Annotated in this window: 15 protein-coding genes; 9 read left to right on the forward strand and 6 right to left on the reverse strand. The window is 61.6% G+C overall.

Translation table 11 applies throughout. The annotated features are described in order from the left end of the window. Nucleotides 1-17: 17 nt before the first annotated feature. The 4 genes from E3U23_RS06550 to E3U23_RS06565 are packed head-to-tail and all read left to right on the forward strand — an operon-like array spanning nucleotide 18 to nucleotide 5,608. Nucleotides 18-1,313, forward strand: coding sequence for an acyl-CoA dehydrogenase family protein (locus E3U23_RS06550; protein WP_279350424.1), 1,296 nt, complete (start codon nucleotides 18-20; stop codon nucleotides 1,311-1,313). A 6-nt stretch (nucleotides 1,314-1,319) separates the two neighbouring features. After that, a complete protein-coding gene (locus E3U23_RS06555) occupies nucleotides 1,320-2,795 on the forward strand; it encodes an MFS transporter (protein ID WP_279350425.1) in 1,476 nt (491 codons plus the stop codon). 6 nt (nucleotides 2,796-2,801) lie between these two features. Next, the gene (locus tag E3U23_RS06560; protein ID WP_279350426.1) at nucleotides 2,802-4,277 is read left to right on the forward strand and encodes an MFS transporter; all 1,476 of its coding nucleotides are present in this window, start codon (nucleotides 2,802-2,804) and stop codon (nucleotides 4,275-4,277) included. Further along, nucleotides 4,274-5,608 (forward strand): MFS transporter, encoded by a 1,335-nt coding sequence (locus E3U23_RS06565; RefSeq protein ID WP_279350427.1) that lies wholly within the window; start codon nucleotides 4,274-4,276, stop codon nucleotides 5,606-5,608. The genes E3U23_RS06560 and E3U23_RS06565 overlap by 4 nt, the downstream gene beginning before the upstream one ends. Here E3U23_RS06565 and E3U23_RS06570 read toward each other — a convergent pair. Further along, nucleotides 5,605-6,831, reverse strand: a complete 1,227-nt coding sequence (locus E3U23_RS06570; RefSeq protein ID WP_279350428.1) for a TetR/AcrR family transcriptional regulator — start codon at nucleotides 6,829-6,831, stop codon at nucleotides 5,605-5,607. The genes E3U23_RS06565 and E3U23_RS06570 overlap by 4 nt on opposite strands. A 71-nt stretch (nucleotides 6,832-6,902) precedes the next feature. Further along, the gene (locus E3U23_RS06575) at nucleotides 6,903-8,669 is read right to left on the reverse strand and encodes a class I adenylate-forming enzyme family protein (RefSeq protein ID WP_279350429.1); all 1,767 of its coding nucleotides are present in this window, start codon (nucleotides 8,667-8,669) and stop codon (nucleotides 6,903-6,905) included. Nucleotides 8,670-8,890: 221 nt separating this feature from the next. On the opposite strand from E3U23_RS06575, the gene E3U23_RS06580 reads away from it, so the two are divergent. Beyond that, nucleotides 8,891-10,927: a 3-hydroxyacyl-CoA dehydrogenase NAD-binding domain-containing protein gene (locus tag E3U23_RS06580; protein WP_279350430.1), complete on the forward strand. Its 2,037-nt coding sequence runs from the start codon at nucleotides 8,891-8,893 to the stop codon at nucleotides 10,925-10,927. A 63-nt stretch (nucleotides 10,928-10,990) separates the two neighbouring features. On the opposite strand, the gene E3U23_RS06585 is transcribed toward E3U23_RS06580, so the two are convergent. Both E3U23_RS06585 and E3U23_RS06590 read right to left on the reverse strand, forming a co-directional pair. Then, nucleotides 10,991-14,011, reverse strand: a complete 3,021-nt coding sequence (locus tag E3U23_RS06585; protein WP_279350431.1) for a TonB-dependent receptor domain-containing protein — start codon at nucleotides 14,009-14,011, stop codon at nucleotides 10,991-10,993. Between the two features lie 24 nt (nucleotides 14,012-14,035). Beyond that, nucleotides 14,036-15,370 (reverse strand): carboxylesterase/lipase family protein, encoded by a 1,335-nt coding sequence (locus E3U23_RS06590; RefSeq protein ID WP_279350432.1) that lies wholly within the window; start codon nucleotides 15,368-15,370, stop codon nucleotides 14,036-14,038. A 474-nt stretch (nucleotides 15,371-15,844) separates the two neighbouring features. On the opposite strand from E3U23_RS06590, the gene E3U23_RS06595 reads away from it, so the two are divergent. Next, complete coding sequence (locus E3U23_RS06595; RefSeq protein ID WP_279350433.1) at nucleotides 15,845-16,462, forward strand: TetR/AcrR family transcriptional regulator; 618 nt, start codon at nucleotides 15,845-15,847, stop codon at nucleotides 16,460-16,462. On the opposite strand, the gene E3U23_RS06600 is transcribed toward E3U23_RS06595, so the two are convergent. Continuing rightward, the gene (locus E3U23_RS06600; RefSeq protein WP_279350434.1) at nucleotides 16,459-17,049 is read right to left on the reverse strand and encodes a TetR/AcrR family transcriptional regulator; all 591 of its coding nucleotides are present in this window, start codon (nucleotides 17,047-17,049) and stop codon (nucleotides 16,459-16,461) included. The two genes, E3U23_RS06595 and E3U23_RS06600, sit on opposite strands and share 4 nt — an antisense overlap. Nucleotides 17,050-17,174: 125 nt before the next feature. Continuing rightward, complete coding sequence (locus tag E3U23_RS06605) at nucleotides 17,175-18,353, reverse strand: amidohydrolase family protein (protein ID WP_279350435.1); 1,179 nt, start codon at nucleotides 18,351-18,353, stop codon at nucleotides 17,175-17,177. 153 nt (nucleotides 18,354-18,506) lie between these two features. Here E3U23_RS06605 and E3U23_RS06610 point away from each other — a divergent pair, with 153 nt between their 5' ends. Genes E3U23_RS06610 through E3U23_RS06620 form a run of 3 tightly spaced genes read left to right on the forward strand, consistent with a single transcriptional unit; the run spans nucleotide 18,507 to nucleotide 21,012 of the window. Beyond that, nucleotides 18,507-19,400 carry an acyl-CoA thioesterase gene (locus E3U23_RS06610; protein ID WP_279350436.1) on the forward strand — a complete coding sequence of 298 codons (894 nt, stop codon included), beginning with the start codon at nucleotides 18,507-18,509 and terminating at the stop codon, nucleotides 19,398-19,400. Nucleotides 19,401-19,438: 38 nt separating this feature from the next. Then, nucleotides 19,439-20,203 (forward strand): SDR family NAD(P)-dependent oxidoreductase, encoded by a 765-nt coding sequence (locus tag E3U23_RS06615; protein WP_279350437.1) that lies wholly within the window; start codon nucleotides 19,439-19,441, stop codon nucleotides 20,201-20,203. Then, nucleotides 20,200-21,012, forward strand: coding sequence for an SDR family NAD(P)-dependent oxidoreductase (locus tag E3U23_RS06620; RefSeq protein ID WP_279350438.1), 813 nt, complete (start codon nucleotides 20,200-20,202; stop codon nucleotides 21,010-21,012). The genes E3U23_RS06615 and E3U23_RS06620 overlap by 4 nt, the downstream gene beginning before the upstream one ends. The last annotated feature ends 8 nt before the right edge of the window (nucleotides 21,013-21,020 follow it).

Consider the following 21,020-nt stretch of genomic DNA (forward strand, 5'->3'; position numbering starts at 1 on the left):
AAATGGAGAGCGCCGCGATGGCATGGGATTTCGAAACGGACCCCGAATTTCAGGAAAAACTCGACTGGATGGAGGCTTTCGTCCGCGAGAAAGTCGAACCGCTGGGTTTGCTCGGCATCCATCCATACGACGTCAAGAACCCGCGTCGGAATGAACTGGTCCGCCCGCTTCAAAAGGAAGTGAAGGAGAAGGGGCTATGGGCTTGCCATCTCGGACCGGAACTCGGCGGTCAGGGATACGGCCAGGTGAAACTCGGGCTCATGAACGAGATTCTCGGCGGTGCGAGTTTCGCGCCGATTGTCTTCGGCTGTCAGGCACCCGATACCGGAAATGCGGAAATCATCGCCCATTACGGAACGCCGGAACAGAAAACGCGGTATCTCGCGCCCCTGCTCGATAACGAAATCGTCTCCGCCTTCTCCATGACCGAACCACAGGGCGGCTCGGACCCCACCAGTTTCATAACAACCGCCCGAAAGGACGGCGAGGACTGGGTCATCGACGGGGAGAAATGGTTTTCCACCAACGGGAAATGGGCCGATTTCCTGATCGTCATGGCGGTCACCGATCCCGACGCGCCCCGGCACGAGCGGATGAGCATGTTCATCGTGCCGGTCGATACGCCGGGTGTCGAGATCGTCCGCAATGTCGGCGTCTATGGGCAGGAAGAAGGATCGGAAAGCTACATTCGCTACACCGACGTCCGCGTCCCGGCCGACCATCTGCTCGGCGAACGGGGCGGAGCCTTCGCGATTTCGCAGACGCGGCTCGGTGGCGGGCGCGTGCATCATGCGATGCGCACCGTCGGTAATTGCAAGCGTCTGCTCGATGCGATGAGCCGCAGGGCGGTCAGCCGCAAGACACGAACCGGTACTATCGCCGACTTCCAGGCGGTGCAGATGCAGATCGCCGACAGTTATATCGAGCTGGAGCAGTTCAAGCTGTTCGTCCTGAAGACCGCGTGGATGATCGACAAATATCAGGATTACCGCAAGGTCCGGAAGGATATAGCGGCGATCAAGGCGCTGATGCCGAAGGTCTATCACGACATCGCGAGCCGCTGCATTCACATCCATGGATCGCTCGGCGTGTCGAACGAAATGCCCTTCGTCGGCAGCCTCATCGGCTCCATGGTCATGGGTATCGCCGACGGTCCGACCGAAGTGCACAAGGTCACAGTGGCGAAGCAGCATCTGCGCCAATATCGCGACGTCGCGGATCCGATCTTTCCCGACTATTCGCTGATCGAACGCCGGGCCCGCGCGAGGGACATGTACGATCCCGTCGAGGAACTGGTGGAGGCGGCGGAGTAAGCGGCGGTGGACACACCCCCCATCACCCGCACCCAGCGCCTCAGCTACGGCTTCGGAGCGGTCGCCAATGGCATCAAGAACGCCGCCTTTTCCACCTATCTCCTGTTGTTCTACAATCAGGTGCTCGGCGTACCGGCAGGCATCGTCTCCGGCGCGATCGCGCTGACGCTACTGGTCGATGCGGTGGCCGACCCGTTCATCGGGCGCTGGTCCGACCTCACCCGCTCGCGCATCGGGCGGCGACACCCGTTCATTCTCGGTTCCGCCTTACCCACCGCGTTCTTCTTCGTCCTCGCGTGGTTTCCCCCGTCCGGCCTGACCGACATGCAAATGGGCGTGTGGATTTTCGCCATTGCCTCCCTCACCCGCATGTCGATCAGTGCGTTCGAAATTCCGTCGAGCGCGATGAACCCGGAGATGACGGACGACTACTCGGCTCGCACGAAGCTGTTCGGCCTGCGATACTGGTTCGGCTATGCTGGCACGTTCGGCTTTGCTGCCTTCTCGCTCGCGGTATTCTTCGTGGCGACGCCGGAATTCGAACGCGGCCAGCTCAATCCCGAAGGGTATGTGAAGTTCGCTTGGCTGGGCGGCGCACTCATCTTCCTGGCCATTCTGGTCTGCGGCATCGGAACGCTGAGCCGGGTACCCTATCTTCGCCAGCGCGACGAACTGGGCGAAGGCGCCACTCCGCCCTCCCACTTGAAGGAGATGTTCAGCGCCTTCCGCAATCGCGGCTTTCTTTCGATCTTTGGCTTCGGCGTGCTGAAATACACCGCCATCGGTCTCTATGCGGCAACGACCCTTTATTTCGGGACCTACGTCTTCAAACTGCAGGCAGACCAACTGGCGTTGCTCACCTTCGACAGCCTCGTCGCCGCAACGCTGGCAGCGCCGCTGGCGCCGAAATTCTCGGCATGGCTGGGTAAGCGCAAGACCTCGATGATCATGGCGATCGGTGGCATCACACTCGGCCTGTCACCGCTGATCCTCACCTATTTCGATCTGTTCTTCCGTCCCGGCGATACGCTCCTTCTGCCCGCCCTCTTCCTGATCGGTGCGGTGTACGGGGCTATGATCGCGATCTCGCTTATCAATACCTCGTCCATGCTGGCCGATGTGGTGGAGGATCATGCGGTGCGGACCGGCCAGCACACAGCAGGCGTCTTCTTCGCCGCGTCCAGCTTTATGCAGCAATGCTCGACCGGGTTCGGCATCCTTGCCGCCGGGCTGGTACTTGAGCTCTCGCAATTTCCCGAACAGGTCGAAGTGAGCCAGGTAACCGCCGCGATGGAGGACAGCCTGCTTATCCATTACATCCCGATGTCCGCCGGGTTGTGGATCCTCGGCGCGCTGATCCTGCTCTTCTATCCCATTACCGAAGCCGGCCATCGCGAGAACGTCGAACGCCTGCGCGCCCGCGAGGCCGAGGCGCGCGAACAGACGATCCGCGACGGCGCCTTCGGTTCGCCAGCAAGGTAACTTTCCATGGTCGCAGACTCCTCCGCCCCCAAACTCGGCCTGATTACGAAGCTGTTCTACGGCTTCGGCTCGGTCGGATACGGCGTGAAAGACGTCGCCTTCCGCACTTTCCTGCTGCTGTATTACAACCAAGTCGTGGGCGTGCGCGCCGATCTCGTATCTTTCGCGATCCTCGTTGCGCTATGCGTCGATGCGGTCTCCGATCCGATCGTCGGCCAATGGTCCGATACGCTGCGCACCCGCTGGGGCCGGCGCCACCCGTTCATGTTCCTCAGCGCGATCCCGGCATCGGCAAGCCTGCTGTTCCTGTTCTTCCCGCCCGCAGGGATGAGCGAAGCGCAGACCTTCTGGTATATCCTCGTGGTCGGATGCTGCGTGCGCACCTTCATTACCTTCTTCGAAATCCCGAGCAGCGCGCTCGCCCCCGAACTCACCAGCGATTACGATGAGCGGACTTCCATCGCGAGCTTCCGCTATTTCTTCGCCTATCTAGGCGGGGTGGGCATGGCGTTCCTGACGCTGCTAGTTTTTCTGCGCCCGACGACGGAATATCCGGTCGGCCAGCTCAACCCGGCCGGTTACGAGACATTCGCCATCGTAGGCGCCGGGATCATGTTCGCCGCGATCCTGATCTCCAGCCTCGGCACGATCCACCGCATCAAGTATTTCCGCCTGCCGCCCGCGCGCGAGAAGATCGGGCCGCTGGAAACCCTGAAGCAGATGAAGGGGACGTTCGGGCACCGGGGCTTCCTCGCCATCCTCGCCTTCGGCGTCCTGAAATACACTTCGGTCGGCATGACATCCGCGCTGGCGATCTATTTCGGCACCTATCTTTGGGGCCTCAATTCCGCGCAACTCGCAATCCTGACGATCGACTCCCTGACCGGCGCTTTCCTCGCCTTGTTCGTCGCGCCGATCGTTTCGCGCAAATTCGGCAAGCGGAACGCGGCTCTGGGTCTCGCGGTGATCGCCGTCGTCTTCGGTAGCTTGCCCTATATTCTTCGGCTCACCGGCAATTTCTTCGAGAACGGCGATCCCCTGCTCGTGCCGGCGATCTTCTTTTTCTCCGCAATGTTCCAGATGTGCGGCGTGTCGTCCGCCGTCCTGATCCACGCGATGGTGGGAGACGTGGTCGAAGAGAGCCAGCTCGCAACCGGCCGCCGTAGCGAAGGGCTGTTCTATGCGGCGAACACGCTGATGCAAAAGAGCACGTCGGGTCTCGGTGTGTTCGCGGCAGGCATGCTCGTTTCTCTCGTGGGCATACTTCCGGGTACGAACCCGGCGACCATCGATCCCGAAATTCCCCGCATGCTGGCGCTGGTCTACGTGCCAACCCTGCTCGTTCTCTATATCGGCGGGGCAGGCTTCCTGTTCGCCTACCGGATCGACCGCTCGACTCACGAGGCGAGCGTCGCCGAACTGGAGGCCCGCGAACGCGCCGCATCGCGCGATGCGGACGAAATTCCCGAACCGGCCGAATGACGGGTGCGCGCGGGGCACCGGCGCCCCTCAATCCGCTCGAAGACCCCGACGGACTGTCCGACGGTCCGGCACGGGCGCTGGCAGAACACGCCCGGTTCGTCGACAAGAACCTGTCCCGCAATTACCGCGCGAATTTCATTCACGGCGTTCTCGGCATGACGGGCTTCCGCCTGATCTACGCGCCGACGATCATCCCGGCCTATCTGCTTCTGCTGACGGGAAGCACGGCTGCAGTCGGTCTCGGCGCTGCGTTGCTGCAGCTCGGTGCAACCATCAGCCCCATCGCGAGCGGCTCGCGGATCGAACATCGCAGCCACATCCTGCCTTACGCGATCCGTGTGGGCTCGATGATGCGGTTAATGATACTCGGCCTCGCGCTGACGGGGTATTTTCTGACCGGCAATGCGCTGTTAATCGGCACCTTTGCCTGCTTCCTGCTACTGGGCTTTTTCACCGGTGCGCAGCGGGTCGCCTTCCAGATGCTGATGAGCAAGCTCATCCCCATCCGCAAGCGCGGACGGCTTCAGGGATACCGCAATTTCGCGGGCGGGCTGATCGCCGCCATCCTTGCCTGGGCGGCGGGGAATTACCTGATTGCCGACGAATGGCTCGGCAACGGATATGCGACCACTTTCCTCTTCGCCTTCCTGCTGACGAGTGCCGGTCTCGTGGTGCTGCAAACGATGATCCGCGAACCCGCCGCACCGGTTTCCCGCCCGCAAATGCCGATCATGGATCGCATCCGGCAGTTTCCCGAATTGCTGCAGGATCGTGACTTCGCCTGGTTCCTCGTAGTGCAGGGCTGTTCGACGATGGCGCGGGTCGGTGCACCGTTCTGGACCGTCTATGCCGGTACAAGATTAGGGCTGGACGGCGCCTTGATCGGCGGCCTCAGCTTCGTGTTCCTCGGCTCCGACACCATTTCCAACGTGCTCTGGGGGCCGCTGGGCGACCGGATGGGCTTCAAATATGTCTATGTTCTCGCGCTGGCCAGTTCGGTTGCCGGGGTGACGCTGCTGATTTTCGGCGATACCGCCATGCCGATCTACGCGGCTTTCGTCTGTCTGGGGGTCGGCGGATCGGGCTGGATGCTCGCATCGACCACAATGGTCCTGGAATTCGGCCAAACCGAAGATACGCCGATGCGGCTCGCCTTCGTCACTACGCTTGAAGGTGCGATTGCGGCGGCGGGGCCGGTCATCGCGGGTCTGCTGGTCGCCGCGCAAGGCTTTCTGCCCCTGTTTGCCATCGTTCTGGCAGCGCAGATCGCTGCCTTGCTCATGCTGATGCTGAAGGTGCGCGACCCGCGAAATGCGCACCAGCTAGCTTAGTCCGCCAGCATGCCTTCGCTCAATGCGGACAAATACGCCTCGATAGCGACGTGCTGTTCGCCGAACCGCGCCGCCCAACGCCGCGCTTCATAGGCGCCGTTCAAGGTGGACATGATGATCTGGCTGGCGACGAGGGGGTCGACCGGTTTCACCGACCCATCGACAATCCCGTCGATCAGGAAGCCGGCGAAACGGCGTGCCAGCCGGTTGGACCGCATGACGACATCGTTGCGATGTTCGCTATCGAGCGCCTGCAGCGCCGTGGTGCGCAGAAGCGGCATGGGATCGAAGAATTGCACATCCAGCAACTCGTTGAGGACGCTGGACAGCCGCGTCCAGTAATCTGCCTTCAGTTGCAAGCCGGCCATCTGCACCTTCGAAAGACGATCGTAACTGCGCTGGAAGCATTCCATCACCAGATCGTCCTTGGCGTCGTGATGGTGGTAGAAACTGCCCTTGGTGACGTTCAGCGCCTCGGCAATCCGGTTGACCGATGCCCCGCGATAGCCGCGCTCGTTGATCATCATCGTTGCCGCACGAAGGAATTCGTCGTTTTGCGATGCAGGAGCGTCCGCTGCCGTCCGCCAGCCGCCGTCCTCTATCGGCACCGGTTCCCATAGGCCGGATTGCGAAGGGATACCGTGACAAAGAATTTCGACGATCTTTTTCTCGACCCTCGGAAAATCCAGGATCGAATAGCGCAGCGACCAGACCGGCCACCACAGCATCGCTTCGATCAGGATATGCGCGCGAGCCGAGAACAGAGCGCGCTGTGCATCGTCCCCCGGCGGTCCGAAAAAGGACCGTACATCGTCCACCATCGCCCTGTATTCGGCGAGCAATCCGTCCTGTTGCTCCTGATCGAGAGAGCGAATCTCCGAAAGCGCCGTGATCAGTCCGCGCTCCCCCCGCCTGATCCGGTCGCGCAGGGCCACGTGCAGTGCGACGAATTTCGCTATGCGCCGCTCGATCGTCGGCTCGGCCAGCGCCTCTTCCGCAGTCTGCTTCATCAGGGCGATGGTCTCGGCGTAGACGGTCACGATCAACTCGTCCTTGCGCGGGAAATAATAGGTGACGCTGGTCGCGTTGAGACCGATGGCACGGGCGACTTTCGTCAGCGTGGTGGCCTGAACGCCGGTATCATTGATGAGGACCGAAGCGGCGTGGACGATGGCTGCTCGCTTTTCGCCGAACTTCGTCGTCGTGTCGGGTTTCTTCGCCACGCCTTACCTTCCCCCTTCCCCAAAACGACAGGATTATCCCGCCCCTCCCGACTTGCCAAGAGCCACCCGCCCTACTGCACGAAGTAGGCGCCAAGCTCCTTTTTCAGGATTTTTCCATTGGCATTGCGCGGCAATGTCTCTTCGGAAAACGCGATCCGCACCGGCACCTTGAATTTCGCCAAACGCTGCGCTGTCCAATCCTGCAATTCGGCTTCGTCGGCAGTCATGCCCGGGGCGAGGTGCACCACGGCTGCGGGCTCTTCGCCCAGGGTGCGATGCGGCAGGCCGATGAGCGCCGCATCGGTAACGGCGGGATGATCGTAAAGGACGTTCTCGACCTCGGAGGAATAGATGTTCTCCCCGCCGCGGATGATCATGTCCTTTGCCCGGTCGGCGATATAGCACCAGCCTTCCTCGTCCAGCCGGGCGAGGTCTCCGGTCTTCACCCAGCCATCGACGAAGGTTTCCGCCGTCGCTTCTGGCTTGTTCCAGTAGCCTTTGACGATCATCGGGCCGCGCGCCCACAATTCGCCGATCTCGCCGACGGGCAATTCACGCGTGCCATCCTCGCTCATGATTTTCAGGTCGGCCACCGCCACAGGTGGGCCGCAACTGTCGGGCCGATTTAGATAGTCTTCGCTGGAATGGCCGGTCACCGTTGCCATCGTCTCGGTCATGCCCCAGCCGTTTCCGGGAAGCGCGCCGAACACTTCGCGGATCTTGCGCACCAGTTCGGGGGCAGCGGGCGCCCCGCCATAGGCTACCGCCTCGATGCTGGAGAGGTCATAATTCTTGCGCTCCGGATGTTCGAGCAATTGCCACGCGATGGTCGGTACGCCGCCGGTCGATGCGACCTTTTCGCGCTCGATGATCTTGAAGGCTTCGACCGGGTCCCACTTGTACATGAAGACCATGGTATTGCCGGCCGCGATGTTGCCCATCAGTCCGGCAGAGCAGGCGGTGACGTGAAACAGCGGGATGACGGTAAGCGTCGTCTTCTGCACCGGATCGGGCAAGGTCTCGCCGCGTCGCATGACCGCACAGGCTGCATTGTATCCGCTCGAAAGGATGTTCGTGCATAAATTGCGGTGCGTACCCAGCGCGCCCTTCGGCTTGCCGGTGGTTCCGCTCGTGTAGAAGATAGTGGCATCGTCCTCGGGGAGAATGTCCACTTCGGGCAATTCCGCGTTCGGCAGGGTGCCGTACTTCGCCGGAATTCCGATCACCGCTTCGAGCGCTTCGGCACCCTCGCCTAACACTTCGGCCCGCGCGACGAATACGGTTTCGACTTGCGGGAACTCGCTCCGGTGCTGCGCAATCCGCTCCCACCGCTCCTCGTCGCAGACCAGCAGTTTCGTTCCGGAATCCGCCAGGCCGTACGCCAATTCGTCGCCTGTCCACCAGGCATTGAGCGGGACGCAGATCGCCCCGATGGTCACCGCGGCGAAGAAGACGACCGGCCATTCGGGCAGGTTACGCATGGAAAGGGCTACGCGGTCCCCCTTCCCAATCCCGCGCGCCTGAAACTCGTGCGCCAGTTTGGCAACGGCCCGGAACCAGCCGTCATAGGTAACGCGCTCGTCCTCGTAGATAACGAATTCGCGCGTGCCGTGGGAGCGACCTAGCAGCGCGATGGCACGCAGATTTGGCGGCGCATTCTTCCAGGTGCGAACGGCGACGCCGCGAATATCGACATCTTCCATTTCGAAGCGCTGACCCGGCGCCGTCAGCAAAGCCCTGCATTCCGCCCTGCTGCGGGCCGGCCAACCCGGAGGCGGAACCCAGCCGATAGCGGAAGCCAGATCCTGTGGTTCGCGCGCAGATGCGGCGTTTTGCATTTCGGGGCAATCCTTTCCGACGTACCGATTCGTCTTCGGTCTCGCCTGCAATCTAAACCTCCGACGAGTCGAAACGCAATGCGCACGGCGAAACATTCTGAAATACGGGTACGCGAAACCTTGCGGCTTGCAAATCACTCTTCGCTGGACGAGTAAAGGACCGGTACGGGAATGCCCTAATTCGGGCATACCGAGTTCAGACAGATCAGGAGAAACATACGATGGCCTCACCGATTTCGACCGAGAAGCACGGCAATGTCCTCGTCATTTCGTCAGACAATCCGCCAGTAAACGCACTGGGGCAGGCGGTCCGCGAGGGGCTCAAGAACGGCATCGAACAGGCGGCGTCCGACAACGAAATCGAAGCAGTGGTCATTCGCTGCGACGGGCGCACCTTCTTTGCCGGGGCCGACATCACGGAATTCGGCAAGGCTCCAAAGGGGCCGAGTCTACCCGAAGTCTGCGATGCGATCGAGGCGAGCGAGAAACCGGTCGTGGCAGCCATTCACGGCACGGCGCTGGGCGGCGGGTGCGAGATCGCCCTCGCCTGCCATTATCGCGTCGCCGTGCCCAGCGCCAAGCTCGGCCTGCCGGAAGTGAAACTCGGGCTCATACCCGGGGCGGCGGGCACGCAGCGCCTGCCCCGATTGGTCGGCGCGGAAGCCGCTCTTCCCCTCGTGGTCATGGGCAATCCGATTCCCGCGAAGAAGGCGCAGGCGATCGGCCTGGTTGACGAACTGGTCGGCGAAGGCAGCCTCGCGCAGGATGCCGCCGAATTCGCCAGGTCCAAGGTCGGCGCTGATATTCCCCGCACGAGCGAAATGACCAACAATCAGGACGGCGTAAAAAACCCGGATCTGTTCGACGAATTCCGCGCCAAGAACGGCCGCAAGCTGCGCGGGTTCGATGCTCCAAATGCCGGGATCGAAGCGGTCAAGGCGGCGGGCGAAATGGCGTTCGAGGACGGCGTGAAGAAAGAGCGCGAACTGTTCGCCAAGCTGATGGGCGGCACACAGAGTGCCGCCATGCGCCACTATTTCTTCGCCGAGCGCGCCGCCAACAAAATCGACGACGTGCCCGCCGACACGCCGCTGATCGACGTGAAGAAAGTCGGCATTATCGGCGCCGGCACGATGGGTGGCGGGATTGCGATGAACTTCCTGTCCGCCGGCATCCCGGTGACTATTCTTGAAATGAAGCAGGATGCGCTCGATCGCGGCACCGGCACGATGCGCAAGAATTACGAAAACACCGCGAAGCGCGGCCGCATGACCGAGGAACAGGTCGAAGGTGCAATGGGCCTGCTCACCCCCACGCTCGAGTACGACGATCTCGCCGATTGCGACCTCGTGATCGAGGCGGTGTACGAGAACATGGATGTGAAGAAGGAGGTCTTCGCCAAGCTCGACGAGGTGGTGAAGGATGGCGCGATCCTCGCCTCCAACACCAGCTATCTCGACATCGACGAGATCGCCACAGCGACCGATCGGCCCGGCTATGTCATCGGCCTGCACTTCTTCTCGCCCGCCAACGTGATGAAACTGCTCGAGGTCGTACGGGGCGAGAAAACCCGCGATGATGTGCTGGCGACCGCGATGAAACTGTCGAAGAAGATCGGCAAGGTCGCCGCCGTTTCCGGCGTGTGCCCCGGCTTCATCGGCAACCGGATGCTCTCCAAACGGCAGGAACAGGCCAATCAGCTCATTCTCGAAGGCGCGAATTACTGGGAGGTGGACGAGGTGCTGCTGGACTTCGGCTTCCCCATGGGTCCGTTCCAGATGGGCGATCTTGCGGGTCTCGATATCGGCTGGCACCGCGATCCTTCCAAGGTGACGACCGTACGCGAGGCTCTGTGCGCGAAAGGCCGCTTCGGCCAGAAAGCGGGCAAGGGTTTCTACGATTACGACGATGCCCGCCAGCGTACCCCGTCCGACGAAGTGAAGCAGATCATTGCGGACTTCGCCGAAAAGGAAGGCAATGCGCAGCGCGATATTTCGAAGGACGAAATTCGCGAGCGCTTGCTCTATCCGATGGTCAACGAAGGCGCGAAGATCCTCGAAGAAGGCATGGCCCAGCGCGCAAGCGATATCGATGTCGTCTGGATCAACGGCTATGGCTGGCCGCTCTATACCGGCGGACCGATGTTCTGGGCGGACACGGTGGGGCTGGATACGGTCGTTGCTGGGCTCGAGAAGCATGGCCTTCCGGTCAGCGACTACCTGCGCGCCAAGGCGCAAAAGGGCGAACGCCTTACCTGAACAAGAAAGGGGCGGGCGCTTCGAACGAAGCCCCGCCCCTCCCCGTGCCGCTTCCGGGAGAGGTTAGAAGCGAACCTTGGTGCCGATGCGGTAGGTCCGACCCTTCGCCGTGCCGATGAACGGGTCGTAGCTGTATTCGAGCCGCGCGGCCGACGGTTCTCGGTCGAAGACATTCTCGACCCCGGCCTGCAATTCGGCCTCCAGGCCTGCAAGCCGCAAATCGACAGTCGCGAAGACATCGTTCTGTAAGTAGGATTCTACCCGTCGGCCGAAATCGGTGGGACCGAATTCAGGCGTCTCGGCGCAGGGTTCATCGTCCCTGCAACGATTGTCGTCCACGCCACCGATAAAGATCGTCGACCAGGTGAGGCCGAACGGTTCGAGTTGGACGTTGGCATAGCCGCTTGCGCGCCACTTCGAGATCGTACCCGGTTCCCGGTTGTAGTTCGCGAAGCCCGCCGCATCGTAACTCTCGTCGAAAGTAAGTCCGTTAAACTCGAAATCGCTGAACTCGTATTCGAAGATATGCGTGGCATTCGCGCCGACGCTGAACCGCGCCGCACCGAACTCGGTCCGGTAATTGAGACCGAAATCAAGACCGCGCGTAGTCACGTCCGGACCGTTGACCGTCTGTACTTGTACGCGGCTGATGTCGTTTCCGACTGTCACGCCTTGCGTGCAGACATTGCCTTCGAAGACCACGAAAGCTGCGAAGGGGCTGCTGCAATCCACGAATTGTGAGCCATTCGAGGTGCCGTCTGCGGCAGGAGGCGCGACCGCCGATGCGATGGACTGGACCGGAAGGTCGGTAAACCGGCCTTCGAACTCGTAAGTCCAATAGTCGACGCTTGCGCTGAACCCGCCGAACTCCACCAGCGCTCCGACGTTATACGTCAGTGCGGTTTCGGGCGAGAGGTCCGGATTGCCACTCTGATCGGTCGCCTTGAAAGCGCCGCCAAGCGCATCGATACCGGCAACCGCGCTAATCCCCCGGCCTAGATCGGAGGGAAGCGGACCGCGAAACGTATCGCCGATAGACCCGCGCAATGCCAGGAAATCGGTCACTTGCCACCGGGCCGAGAGTTTGGGGTTCAGGGTGGATCCTACGCCGCCGCCGTAATCCTCGTACCGGATTGCGCCGGTCAATTCGAAGCCGTCGAACGCTTCGATCTGTGCTTCCGCGAAGAAAGCATAGACATCCTGCGAAAGCCTCGCTTGCGGATACTGCCCAAGGAATGTGAAGGCACCGACCGGGAAATTGTTATCGTCCGGATCGTCGAGACAGGACCGATCGCCTTCGATCGCGCAAGGATAGGCATCGGGATCGGTAAACCGGTTGATGGGATCGCTGGCGAAGTCGGTCTTGCGGAACTGGCCGCCGAATGCGTAGCCTAATGTACGACCGAACACTTCGGTTTGTCCGCTGAAAACGGCATCCGCGATATATTGCTCTTCGACCTGGATGGCACCGTTCTTCTGGCGGACAAAGTCGATCACGGCCTGACTGTTCTCGTTCCCGGGGACATAGGCAGGATTGGTCAAGCCCAATGCCGGATTGCCGGGGGACGAATTTATGAACGGATTGAAGAACAGGCAGCCGTTCGCGCCGGGCGTCGTTCCGGTGCAGTCCTCGCCCCCGAAACCGTTGAGGGCACGCTGATAGCGATCACTCACGAAATCGAACGAATAGGCCGTGCGTGCACTGCGAATATAGGTTCCGAAAACCTGAAGGCTGAGATCCGTCGTCAGGTCGAAATCGAGCCCGGCCGATACACGCCATGCGTCGTTTACGGCCGCGCCGTTACCTGCACCGCGCGGATCAAGCGGATTGCCGCCCAAGGCGAAAGGTCGACCCAAAACGATGGAAGCAAGGACCGGAGTAAACAGGCGGGGCGGGGTACCGGGCGCGAAGCTTTGCTCCAGGAACGCGGCATAACCGGGATTGTTTGCTGAGACGGTAAAGGCGTTGGTGCTGCCCGGGCCCCGCGGTCCAGCAACCGGGGGATAGGACGGAGAATAGCCGAGATCGTTCAGTTCGGTGCGCGAATACAAAGCTTCCGCAGTAAAATGCACGGTGTCGGAAAGGTCGGCCAGCAACTGACCGTAAACCTGATACCGGTCTTCCTCTTCGATCAGATTGGCAAACGGAATGTACCCGTACCTGCAGACCGGCAAAGGCGCCGCGCCAGCGCGAGGAAAGCCTCCATTGATACCGCCCAGTTCTTCGCAAGCATTCACCTGATTGCCATCAACGGCCAATCCCACCGTCGTCGCTCCGACGCCCGGAATGACACCGACCGGCGCATAAAGACCTGGGTTCGACAGGAACGAGAAGCCCGTCGGGTTCACCGCGTAAGGCACTTGCGTGAAATCGCGTGCGGTTGTCGGCAGTTCGGAGCGGTGTTGCCATCCGGCTCCGATCATCAGGTTTGCCGTGCCGATATCGAAACCCGCAAGCGCACTGATGCGGTAATTGTCGTCCGATCCGTCGACGAACTCGTAATCGGCAGTCGTCTCGAAGCCGGTAAAGTTACGGCGGGTCACGAAGTTGGCGACGCCGGCGATGGCGTCCGAACCGTAGGTCGATGCCGCGCCGTCCTTCAACACCTCGATCCGGTCGAGCGCGAAAAGCGGGATGAGATTGGTGTCGGCGGCACCGTCGCCCGGTTCGGTGGCGAAGCGGCGGCCATTGAACAGGACCAGCGTGCGCTCGCGGCCGAGGCTGCGCAGGTTGATAGAGCCCACGCCCTGGCTACCGCCGGCGCCGTACTGGTTGGAATCGCCGAGCACCGGACCGACCGACGGCAGGCTCTTGATGAATTCGAGCGGACTGTCGATCCCGCGCGATTCCAGTTCCTCCTGTCCGAACACATCGACCGGCTGTGCTCCGTCTTCGCGCTGGCCGCGAATGTAAGATCCGGTGACGATGATCGTATCTTCGGGTTCGGATTCGATCTGTTCGGCAAGATCGGGCTGGAGATCTTCGTCGGCAGCAGGCGCAGTTTGCGCGCTTGCGCCGGCGGCGAGCGAAAGGGCTGATACAGACAGCGTCGCGCCCAAAAGATAGCGGGTCTTACGGTTCATGTTTTCTCTCCCAGATTTTTGTTTTTAGTCTTTCTTTTCCGGTCCATCGGGCAGCGCATCCGCTGCCGCGCTGCGCGGTCCGCCGGTTTCGATCAGCACCGCGTTGCCGCCCTCTTCGTAAGGCTCCCAGGTGAAGCCGTTCGCGCAGGAGAAGCTGCGCGCATCCGCCGGCATCTTGATAAAGGCTGCCCAGCAGCCGTTGACGGTTTGCGCGAGCGCTCGGTCGGCAGCATCGGCTTGCTCGCCGCCCCAGCTCGAACGGTCGATGGAATCGAAGGCGAACATGAGCTCGGCGGAATGGATCGGCCCGTCGGCCCATTCCGATGCGCGAAACGCAGGCGTATGGTCGAAGCGATAGAGGAAGGCGGGCGCACCGTCGTCGCCTGCCATCCGTGCGAAAGTGCGCGCTGCTGCGAACCCGCCCTCGCCCTTGTTCGATCCGACGAGCAGCGGCACGTCGAATTCCTCGCCCGCTTTCAGGGCGGCGATGGTGGAGGTCGGCTTGTAATTCTCGTCCTGCGTGAAGAAGAAGCCTGCCCGCAACGCCTCGGAGGCAGCGAAGGTCTGCGCGGAGATGCTGCGCAAATCCTGCGCCGTCGCATCGCCTTCAATGCCGATGGTCGCAAGCGCTTCGGACGCCATGCGTTTTGCTTCGTCTTGGGAGCGATCCGGTAGGAGCAAGCTGCCGGACTGGACGATGGCTTTGTCGAACAGCCCCTCCGCCGCTGGCAGGGACAAGAGGTTGGTCACGATACCGCCGCCCGCCGATTGGCCGGCGATCGTCACCTGCTCCGGATCGCCGCCGAACGCCGCGCTATTGTCGCGGACCCATTCGAGTACAGCGACGCTGTCTTGCAACGCGTAATTGCCCTGCGGCGCGTCCGGGTCCTCAGCGGCCAAAGCGGGATGCACTAAGTTCGCCAGAGCGCCGAGCCGGTAGTTTACGCTGACCGTTACGATGCCCTGCCGGGCGTTCGCCGTACCGTCATATGATCCAAGATGCCCTGCACCGAGGAAGAACGCTCCGCCGTGGAACCAGACGAGGACGGGCGCCCCTTGCGCATTCTGCGGCGCGGTGATCGTCAAATAAAGGCAATCTTCCGATTGCGCGCCGTTTACGCCGCCGAAATTCGCGACTGTCGTGTCGAGATCGACCGGCTGCGTGCATCCCGGTTCATGCGCCGTTGCCGAGCGGACACCCTTCCAGGGCTCAACGGGCTGGGGTGCGCGCCAGCGATTTTCTCCGATCGGCGCCGCGGCATAGGGCACGCCTCGAAAGACCAGTACGTCGTTTTCGCGTGAGCCTTCGAGCGTTCCGGCCTGCGTTTCGATTTGCACCGCATCGATCGGCGCGGGCATTTGCGCGCTCGTCGAACCTGAGACTGACAATGCAGCCAGCCCCAACAAAACGCCTGTATACGAAGACGTCTTAGTCCCCCTCATCGCAACTCTCCCATATCCTCTTGCCAGCATTCGTAGCTCGATATTTACGATCTAACAATATAGATTATTGAAGATTGGGTATGAACGATTTGTTGTGCGCTGCAGCATGGCTGGCGCGCTGGACACTTCGGGCGGTCCGGGCGTAAAATGACGGCGATGGAAATCACCCGGTCACAGCTTTTCGACAGAATTTGGTCTGAGCCCATGGGTGCGGTCGCGGCGCAATACGGCCTCACGGGGAATGGTCTCGCAAAGATATGCGATCGCTTGGCCATTCCCCGCCCGCCCCGGTCTCATTGGACCCGGAATGCGGACAATCGGGAGCCCCAGCCGGACCTTCCCCCGGCTCCGATAGGGCTTAGCGAGACCTTCGCTTTGGGGCGGCGGCAGATGCGCCAATCGCCCGGCCGGCGGGTTCGGCTTTCGGCCGAGGAGCGGCGCGAGCATCTTATGGACGCTGCGAAGACAATCGCTTTAGCGCGCGGGATGTCCGCCGTGACGATGAGAGAGGTCGCACAGGAAGCCGGGATCAGCGAAACGCAGGTGCACAATTGCTTCGGGGCGCGAACGGACCTTCTTGTCGCACTCGCCCGCCGAGAAACGGAAGCGCAGGAAAAACGGCGCCGGCGGCGGATCGCTCGCGGGTCGAACCACCATACGCGCGTGATGCTCTCGACGATCGGCTATCTCCACGAAGCGGCCCAATCCGGCCCCCTGCTCCCGATGCTGCTGCGCACGCCGGAAGTCCGCGAAGCCATGAAGGAAGAACGGCTGCAAAAGGGCGCAGAAGCGCGCGCGCCGATCCTCAAACAATTGACGGCACGGGGCGGTATGGACATGGCGAGCGCCCGCGCATCGACCGCGGCATTGACCGCCGTTTCGCTAAAGGCCGGCGGCATCCTGATGAGCGGCCGCGCTCCGTTGACGATGGTGGAGGAAATTTGCCTTACCATCGTAATGGCCGGCACCGAGAGCGACGAGGAGCTGGCGGCCGGACGAACCGCTTAAGCGGCTATATCCGACCAGGCAAAGGCATCGAGCGAGGCCGATATGAGCCGCGAGCAGGTGTCGCGTGCCGTCGCCATCTCGATCTCTTCCGCCCGCACCAGGCGCGCAAGCGCTTCCGGTATGGCGGCATTGAGTTCGAGCAAAACGAACGCCTCGCGCGCCTCGAGCGTCAACGCTCGCGTCGTGTGGCGAGCGAGGTAACGCAGGAAACGCTGGAAGCCGCGCCGACTTCCCTCGCCCAGCGGATTGTCCTGCTGCCGTTCGCGCAGCAAAATCTGTAGGATCGGTCCTGCTTCAACGAGGTAAACGAGATAAGCGACATAGGCGTCGACCATTTTGTCCCGGTAAGGCCGGTCCCCGTCCATAATTGGGCGAATAGCATCTTCCAGTCGCTGCAGATGATCTTGGAAGATCTGGTCCAGTATCGCAGGTACGCCATCGAAATACGCGTACAGAAGACTGCGCGTGACACCGACCCGTTCGGCTACCTCGTTCAGCGAAAAGCCCAGCGATCGGTGATCGCGCATCAAGGCTTCGGCGGCTGAAAGCATCTGCTGCGCTCGATCGCTTTCTCTCGCCATGGTCATGGTTTCCGGTCTACCCTGCGCCGACAGTCTGGCAAGACCCGAACGCCGCGGCCGGATTGCGCAAACGGGCCCACATACGAAAAAGGGCCGCAACACGGCGGCCCTTTTCCCAATGATAGAGCGAACTACTCGGCCGCCTCGGCGAGGGCCTCGCTTTCGCGATACATCATGTGATCGTAGTTCGTGCGGTAGAACATGTCCTTCACTTCTTCGTCGAACCCATCGAGCGAGGCTTCGAACTTGCCGAACGGATCCTTCGTGCCTTCGGGGTGCGGATAGTCGCTCGAAAACAGGTACAGCTCCGGCGCACTATCGCGGATCATGCGGCCGACGTCCTCGTTCGGGAACGGGGTGAAGCGCACCGCGCGCTTGAGATATTCCGATGGCTTGAGGTCCATTTCCTGAAGGTACTGGTCCGTCTTGCTGAACGAATACCAGCCGTGATCCAGCATCCGGAGAAATTCCGGCACCCAGCCCGCCCCGCTTTCGATCACGCCGCCGCGCAGTTCGGGGAAGCGCATGAAGACGCCGTCATAGACCATGGCAGTGAGGAATTCCTGCGGCGCGTACCAGAGGCACAGAAAGTCGGGGAAGCGCAGGTTCTCGCCTCCACCATGCAGGTCGGCCGACCGTTCGCGCCCGTTGTTCTTGAACTTGGAAGGCTGCGTCTTCGTGCCGGGGCCGATATGCAGCATGAAGGGAATGCGATGGTCCTGCAGGAACTGCCAGAACGGATCGAGGTCCGGGTGGCCAGGACTCTTGTCTCCAGCGGGCCCAGCACTGAACATCACTGCCTTCGCACCGGCGGAAACGGCGCGTTTCGCTTCGGCAAGCCCGCGCTCGGGATCGTCGAGCGGGCAGAAAGCGACGCAATCCATTCGCGCATCCGCGTTGCAGAAATCCTGTTGCGCCTTGTTGAGCGCGGTCGCTGCGGCATAACGCTGATCTTCGTCGGTCGCCTTGGTGATAGCGCCGAGGCCGAAGGTCGGGAAGACAAGCTGGCTGTTGAAACCGAGCCAGTCGAGCGCTTCGACCCGCTCGTCCTTGTCGAACCCGCCATAGCCAAGCCAGCCCTTGGCGCCTTCGATCGGGTTTTCCTTCGCCTTGGCACGCGCTTCGGGATCGGTTTTACGCGCCTTGGCCGCATCGATCATCTTGACGATCCGGTCCCCGCCTTCGCGCTTGGAATACACTTCGGAATACATCTCCTTAAACTCGCCTTCCAAATACGGAGCGAGCCAGTCCTGCGTTTCCATGGTGTGTGCATCGGCATCGTTGACGACGCGGCCTTTGGTGTAAGTCATCCGTGTTCTCCTGAATTCTCGCCACGCTTATCTCACACTACTTGTTAGGTCGTCAAACCTTTTCCGAAAGCCCTAGAGTTCAGGGCGTTTCCGCCTCACAATATTACGGTTCGGGCTTGAAACCTGCGAATCGTTAGAATACGCGGTATGGACGTGAAGGGGGAGCCTAAGACCATCGACCTACCGACGATCCTAGCGGTCGAAGCGACCGATCATGGCTTTTACGAAGGCGCGCCCGGTCCGGCGATCGGACCACGGATGTTCGGCGGGCAGGCAGTCGCACAGGCACTGCTCGCCGCTTGCCAAGAGGAAACACACGACCGGCTCCCCCATTCGCTCCACGCCTATTTTCTGAAAGCCGGATCGAGCGATCAGCCGGTTTCGTATCGAGTCACCACTCTTTCCGAGGGGCGCAGTTTCGCCACGCGCCGCGTGGAAGGAATGCAGGACGATACGATGATCTTTTCGATGATCGCCTCATTCCATTCGCCCGAAACCGGGTTCGAGCACACTTCTCCCGCCCCCTTCGACCTCGACGTTTCAGCGGCCATCGAAGCACTCGACCGATGGCGCGAACGTCATTCTCAGGCCAATGCCTCCCCCATCGTAGACCGGCTGCAGAAGCGCCCTATCGAAATCGTCCCCCTCGATCCCGGGGCACTGTTCGGCGCGCAGGCGCGCGAGCCTCGCACCGGCGTCTGGATGCGGATGCGCGAGCCCGCCGGTCCCGACCCGCTCTTGCAGAGAGCCTTGCTCGCCTATGCCTCGGACATGATGTTCCTGCGCAATGCCATGTTGCCGCATGCGATCAGGCCGGGCAGCACCAAGGTGCAGGCCGCCTCGCTCGATCATGCCATCTACTTTCACGAGACGCCCGATTTCGACCACTGGCATCTCTATGCTACCGAAAGCCCTTGGGCCGGCCATGCGCGTGGTCTCAATCGCGGACATTTCTATGATGAAAGCGGGCGCATGGTGGCGACAGTCAGCCAGGAAAGCCTGATGCGGCCGAAGGGCGAAGCACTCGAGCGCATGCGAAGCGCATAAAAGTAAGCCCTGCGCCGAACGAAAATTAGGAGAGAGATATGTCGTTATTCGATCTGACCGGTAAGGTCGCCGTCGTCACCGGATCCAGCCGCGGCATCGGCAAGGCAATCGCCGAGCAGCTTGCCGCCCATGGTGCGAAAGTGGTTATATCTAGCCGCACGCAGGAAACCTGCGACGAGGTTGCCGCCGCGATCAATGCGGAACACGGAGAAGGCAGCGCCATCGCGGTCGCCGCGAGCATTTCAGACAAGGCGCAGCTTCAGGACCTGTTCTCGCGAACGCAGGAACGCTTGGGGCCAGTCGATATCCTCATCTGCAATGCGGCGTCCAATCCCTATTACGGGTCGATGGACGGGATCGAGGACGAGCAATTCCGCAAGGTGCTCGACAACAACATCCTTTCCAACCATTGGCTGATGCAGCTGGCCCTTCCCCATATGCGCGAGCAGCAGGACGGTGCGATCATCGTTATCAGTTCGATCGGCGGCCTGCGCGGATCGCCCACCATTGGGGCATACAACGTCTCCAAGGCGGCAGACTTCCAGCTGGTGCGCAACTATGCGGTCGAGAACGGACAACACGGCGTGCGCATCAACGCCATTGCCCCTGGCCTCGTAAAAACCGATTTCGCCAAGGCGCTGTGGGAAAATCCGGAAGCGCGCAAGCGAGTGGAAGGGCAATTGCCCATGCGCCGCATCGGCGAGCCGGAGGATATCGCCGGGGCCGCGGTCTATCTCGCATCGGCTGCCGCCAAATGGACCACCGGCCAGATGATCGTCGTCGATGGCGGGGCGACGATATGAGCGGAAGGCTTTCAGGCAAGATCGCTGCCATAACAGGCGCCGGCTCGGGCATCGGCCGCGCGAGCGCCAAACTGTTCGCGTCCGAAGGCGCGAAGCTCGTCCTGCTCGACAAGACCGATGCCGTGAAGGAAACGGCTGCAATGGTCGAAGCCGATGGTGGTCATGCCGTCGTGATGACCGGCGATGCAGGTGAGGAACAGGACATTTCTGCGCTGGTCGCAAAGGCGATCGAAATGCACGGCGGTCTGCACGTGATGTTCGCCAATGCGGGGATCACCGGGAATGTGCGTGGCGGCTTCTTCGACGCGACGCCGGACGTTTGGGCGGAGGTATTGCGGATCAATTTGATCGGCCCGTTCCTCGCCGTGAAGCACGCCGCCTCCGCAATTAAAGACAGCGGCGGCGGCGCGATCGTGTGCACCGCCTCGGTAGCGGGGCTGCGCAGCGGTGCAGGCCCGGCGCAATACTCGGCCAGCAAGGCCGGCGTGATCAACCTCGTCCAGACGGCGGCGCAGCAGCTTGCCGGGACGGGCGTTCGGGTAAATGCCGTACTGCCGGGTCTGACGGAAACCGGCATGACCCAGCCCCTGTTCGACGGCGCACGGGCAGCCGGTAAGGAAGACCGGATCGGCCAGCTCAATCCTTTACTGCGGGGTGGTCAGCCGGGTGAAATCGCGCAAGCCGCCCTGTTCCTCGCCAGCGAGGAAGCCAGCTACGTCAACGGGCAGGCGCTCGCCGTGGATGGCGGCCTGTCGAGTTCGCATCCTACGTCGCGCCCGCCCGGCGATCCAAACCGCCCGACATCTTAAGGACCATC

The sequence above is a fragment of the Erythrobacter litoralis genome (genome assembly GCF_029760855.1).
GTDB lineage: Bacteria > Pseudomonadota > Alphaproteobacteria > Sphingomonadales > Sphingomonadaceae > Qipengyuania > Qipengyuania litoralis_A.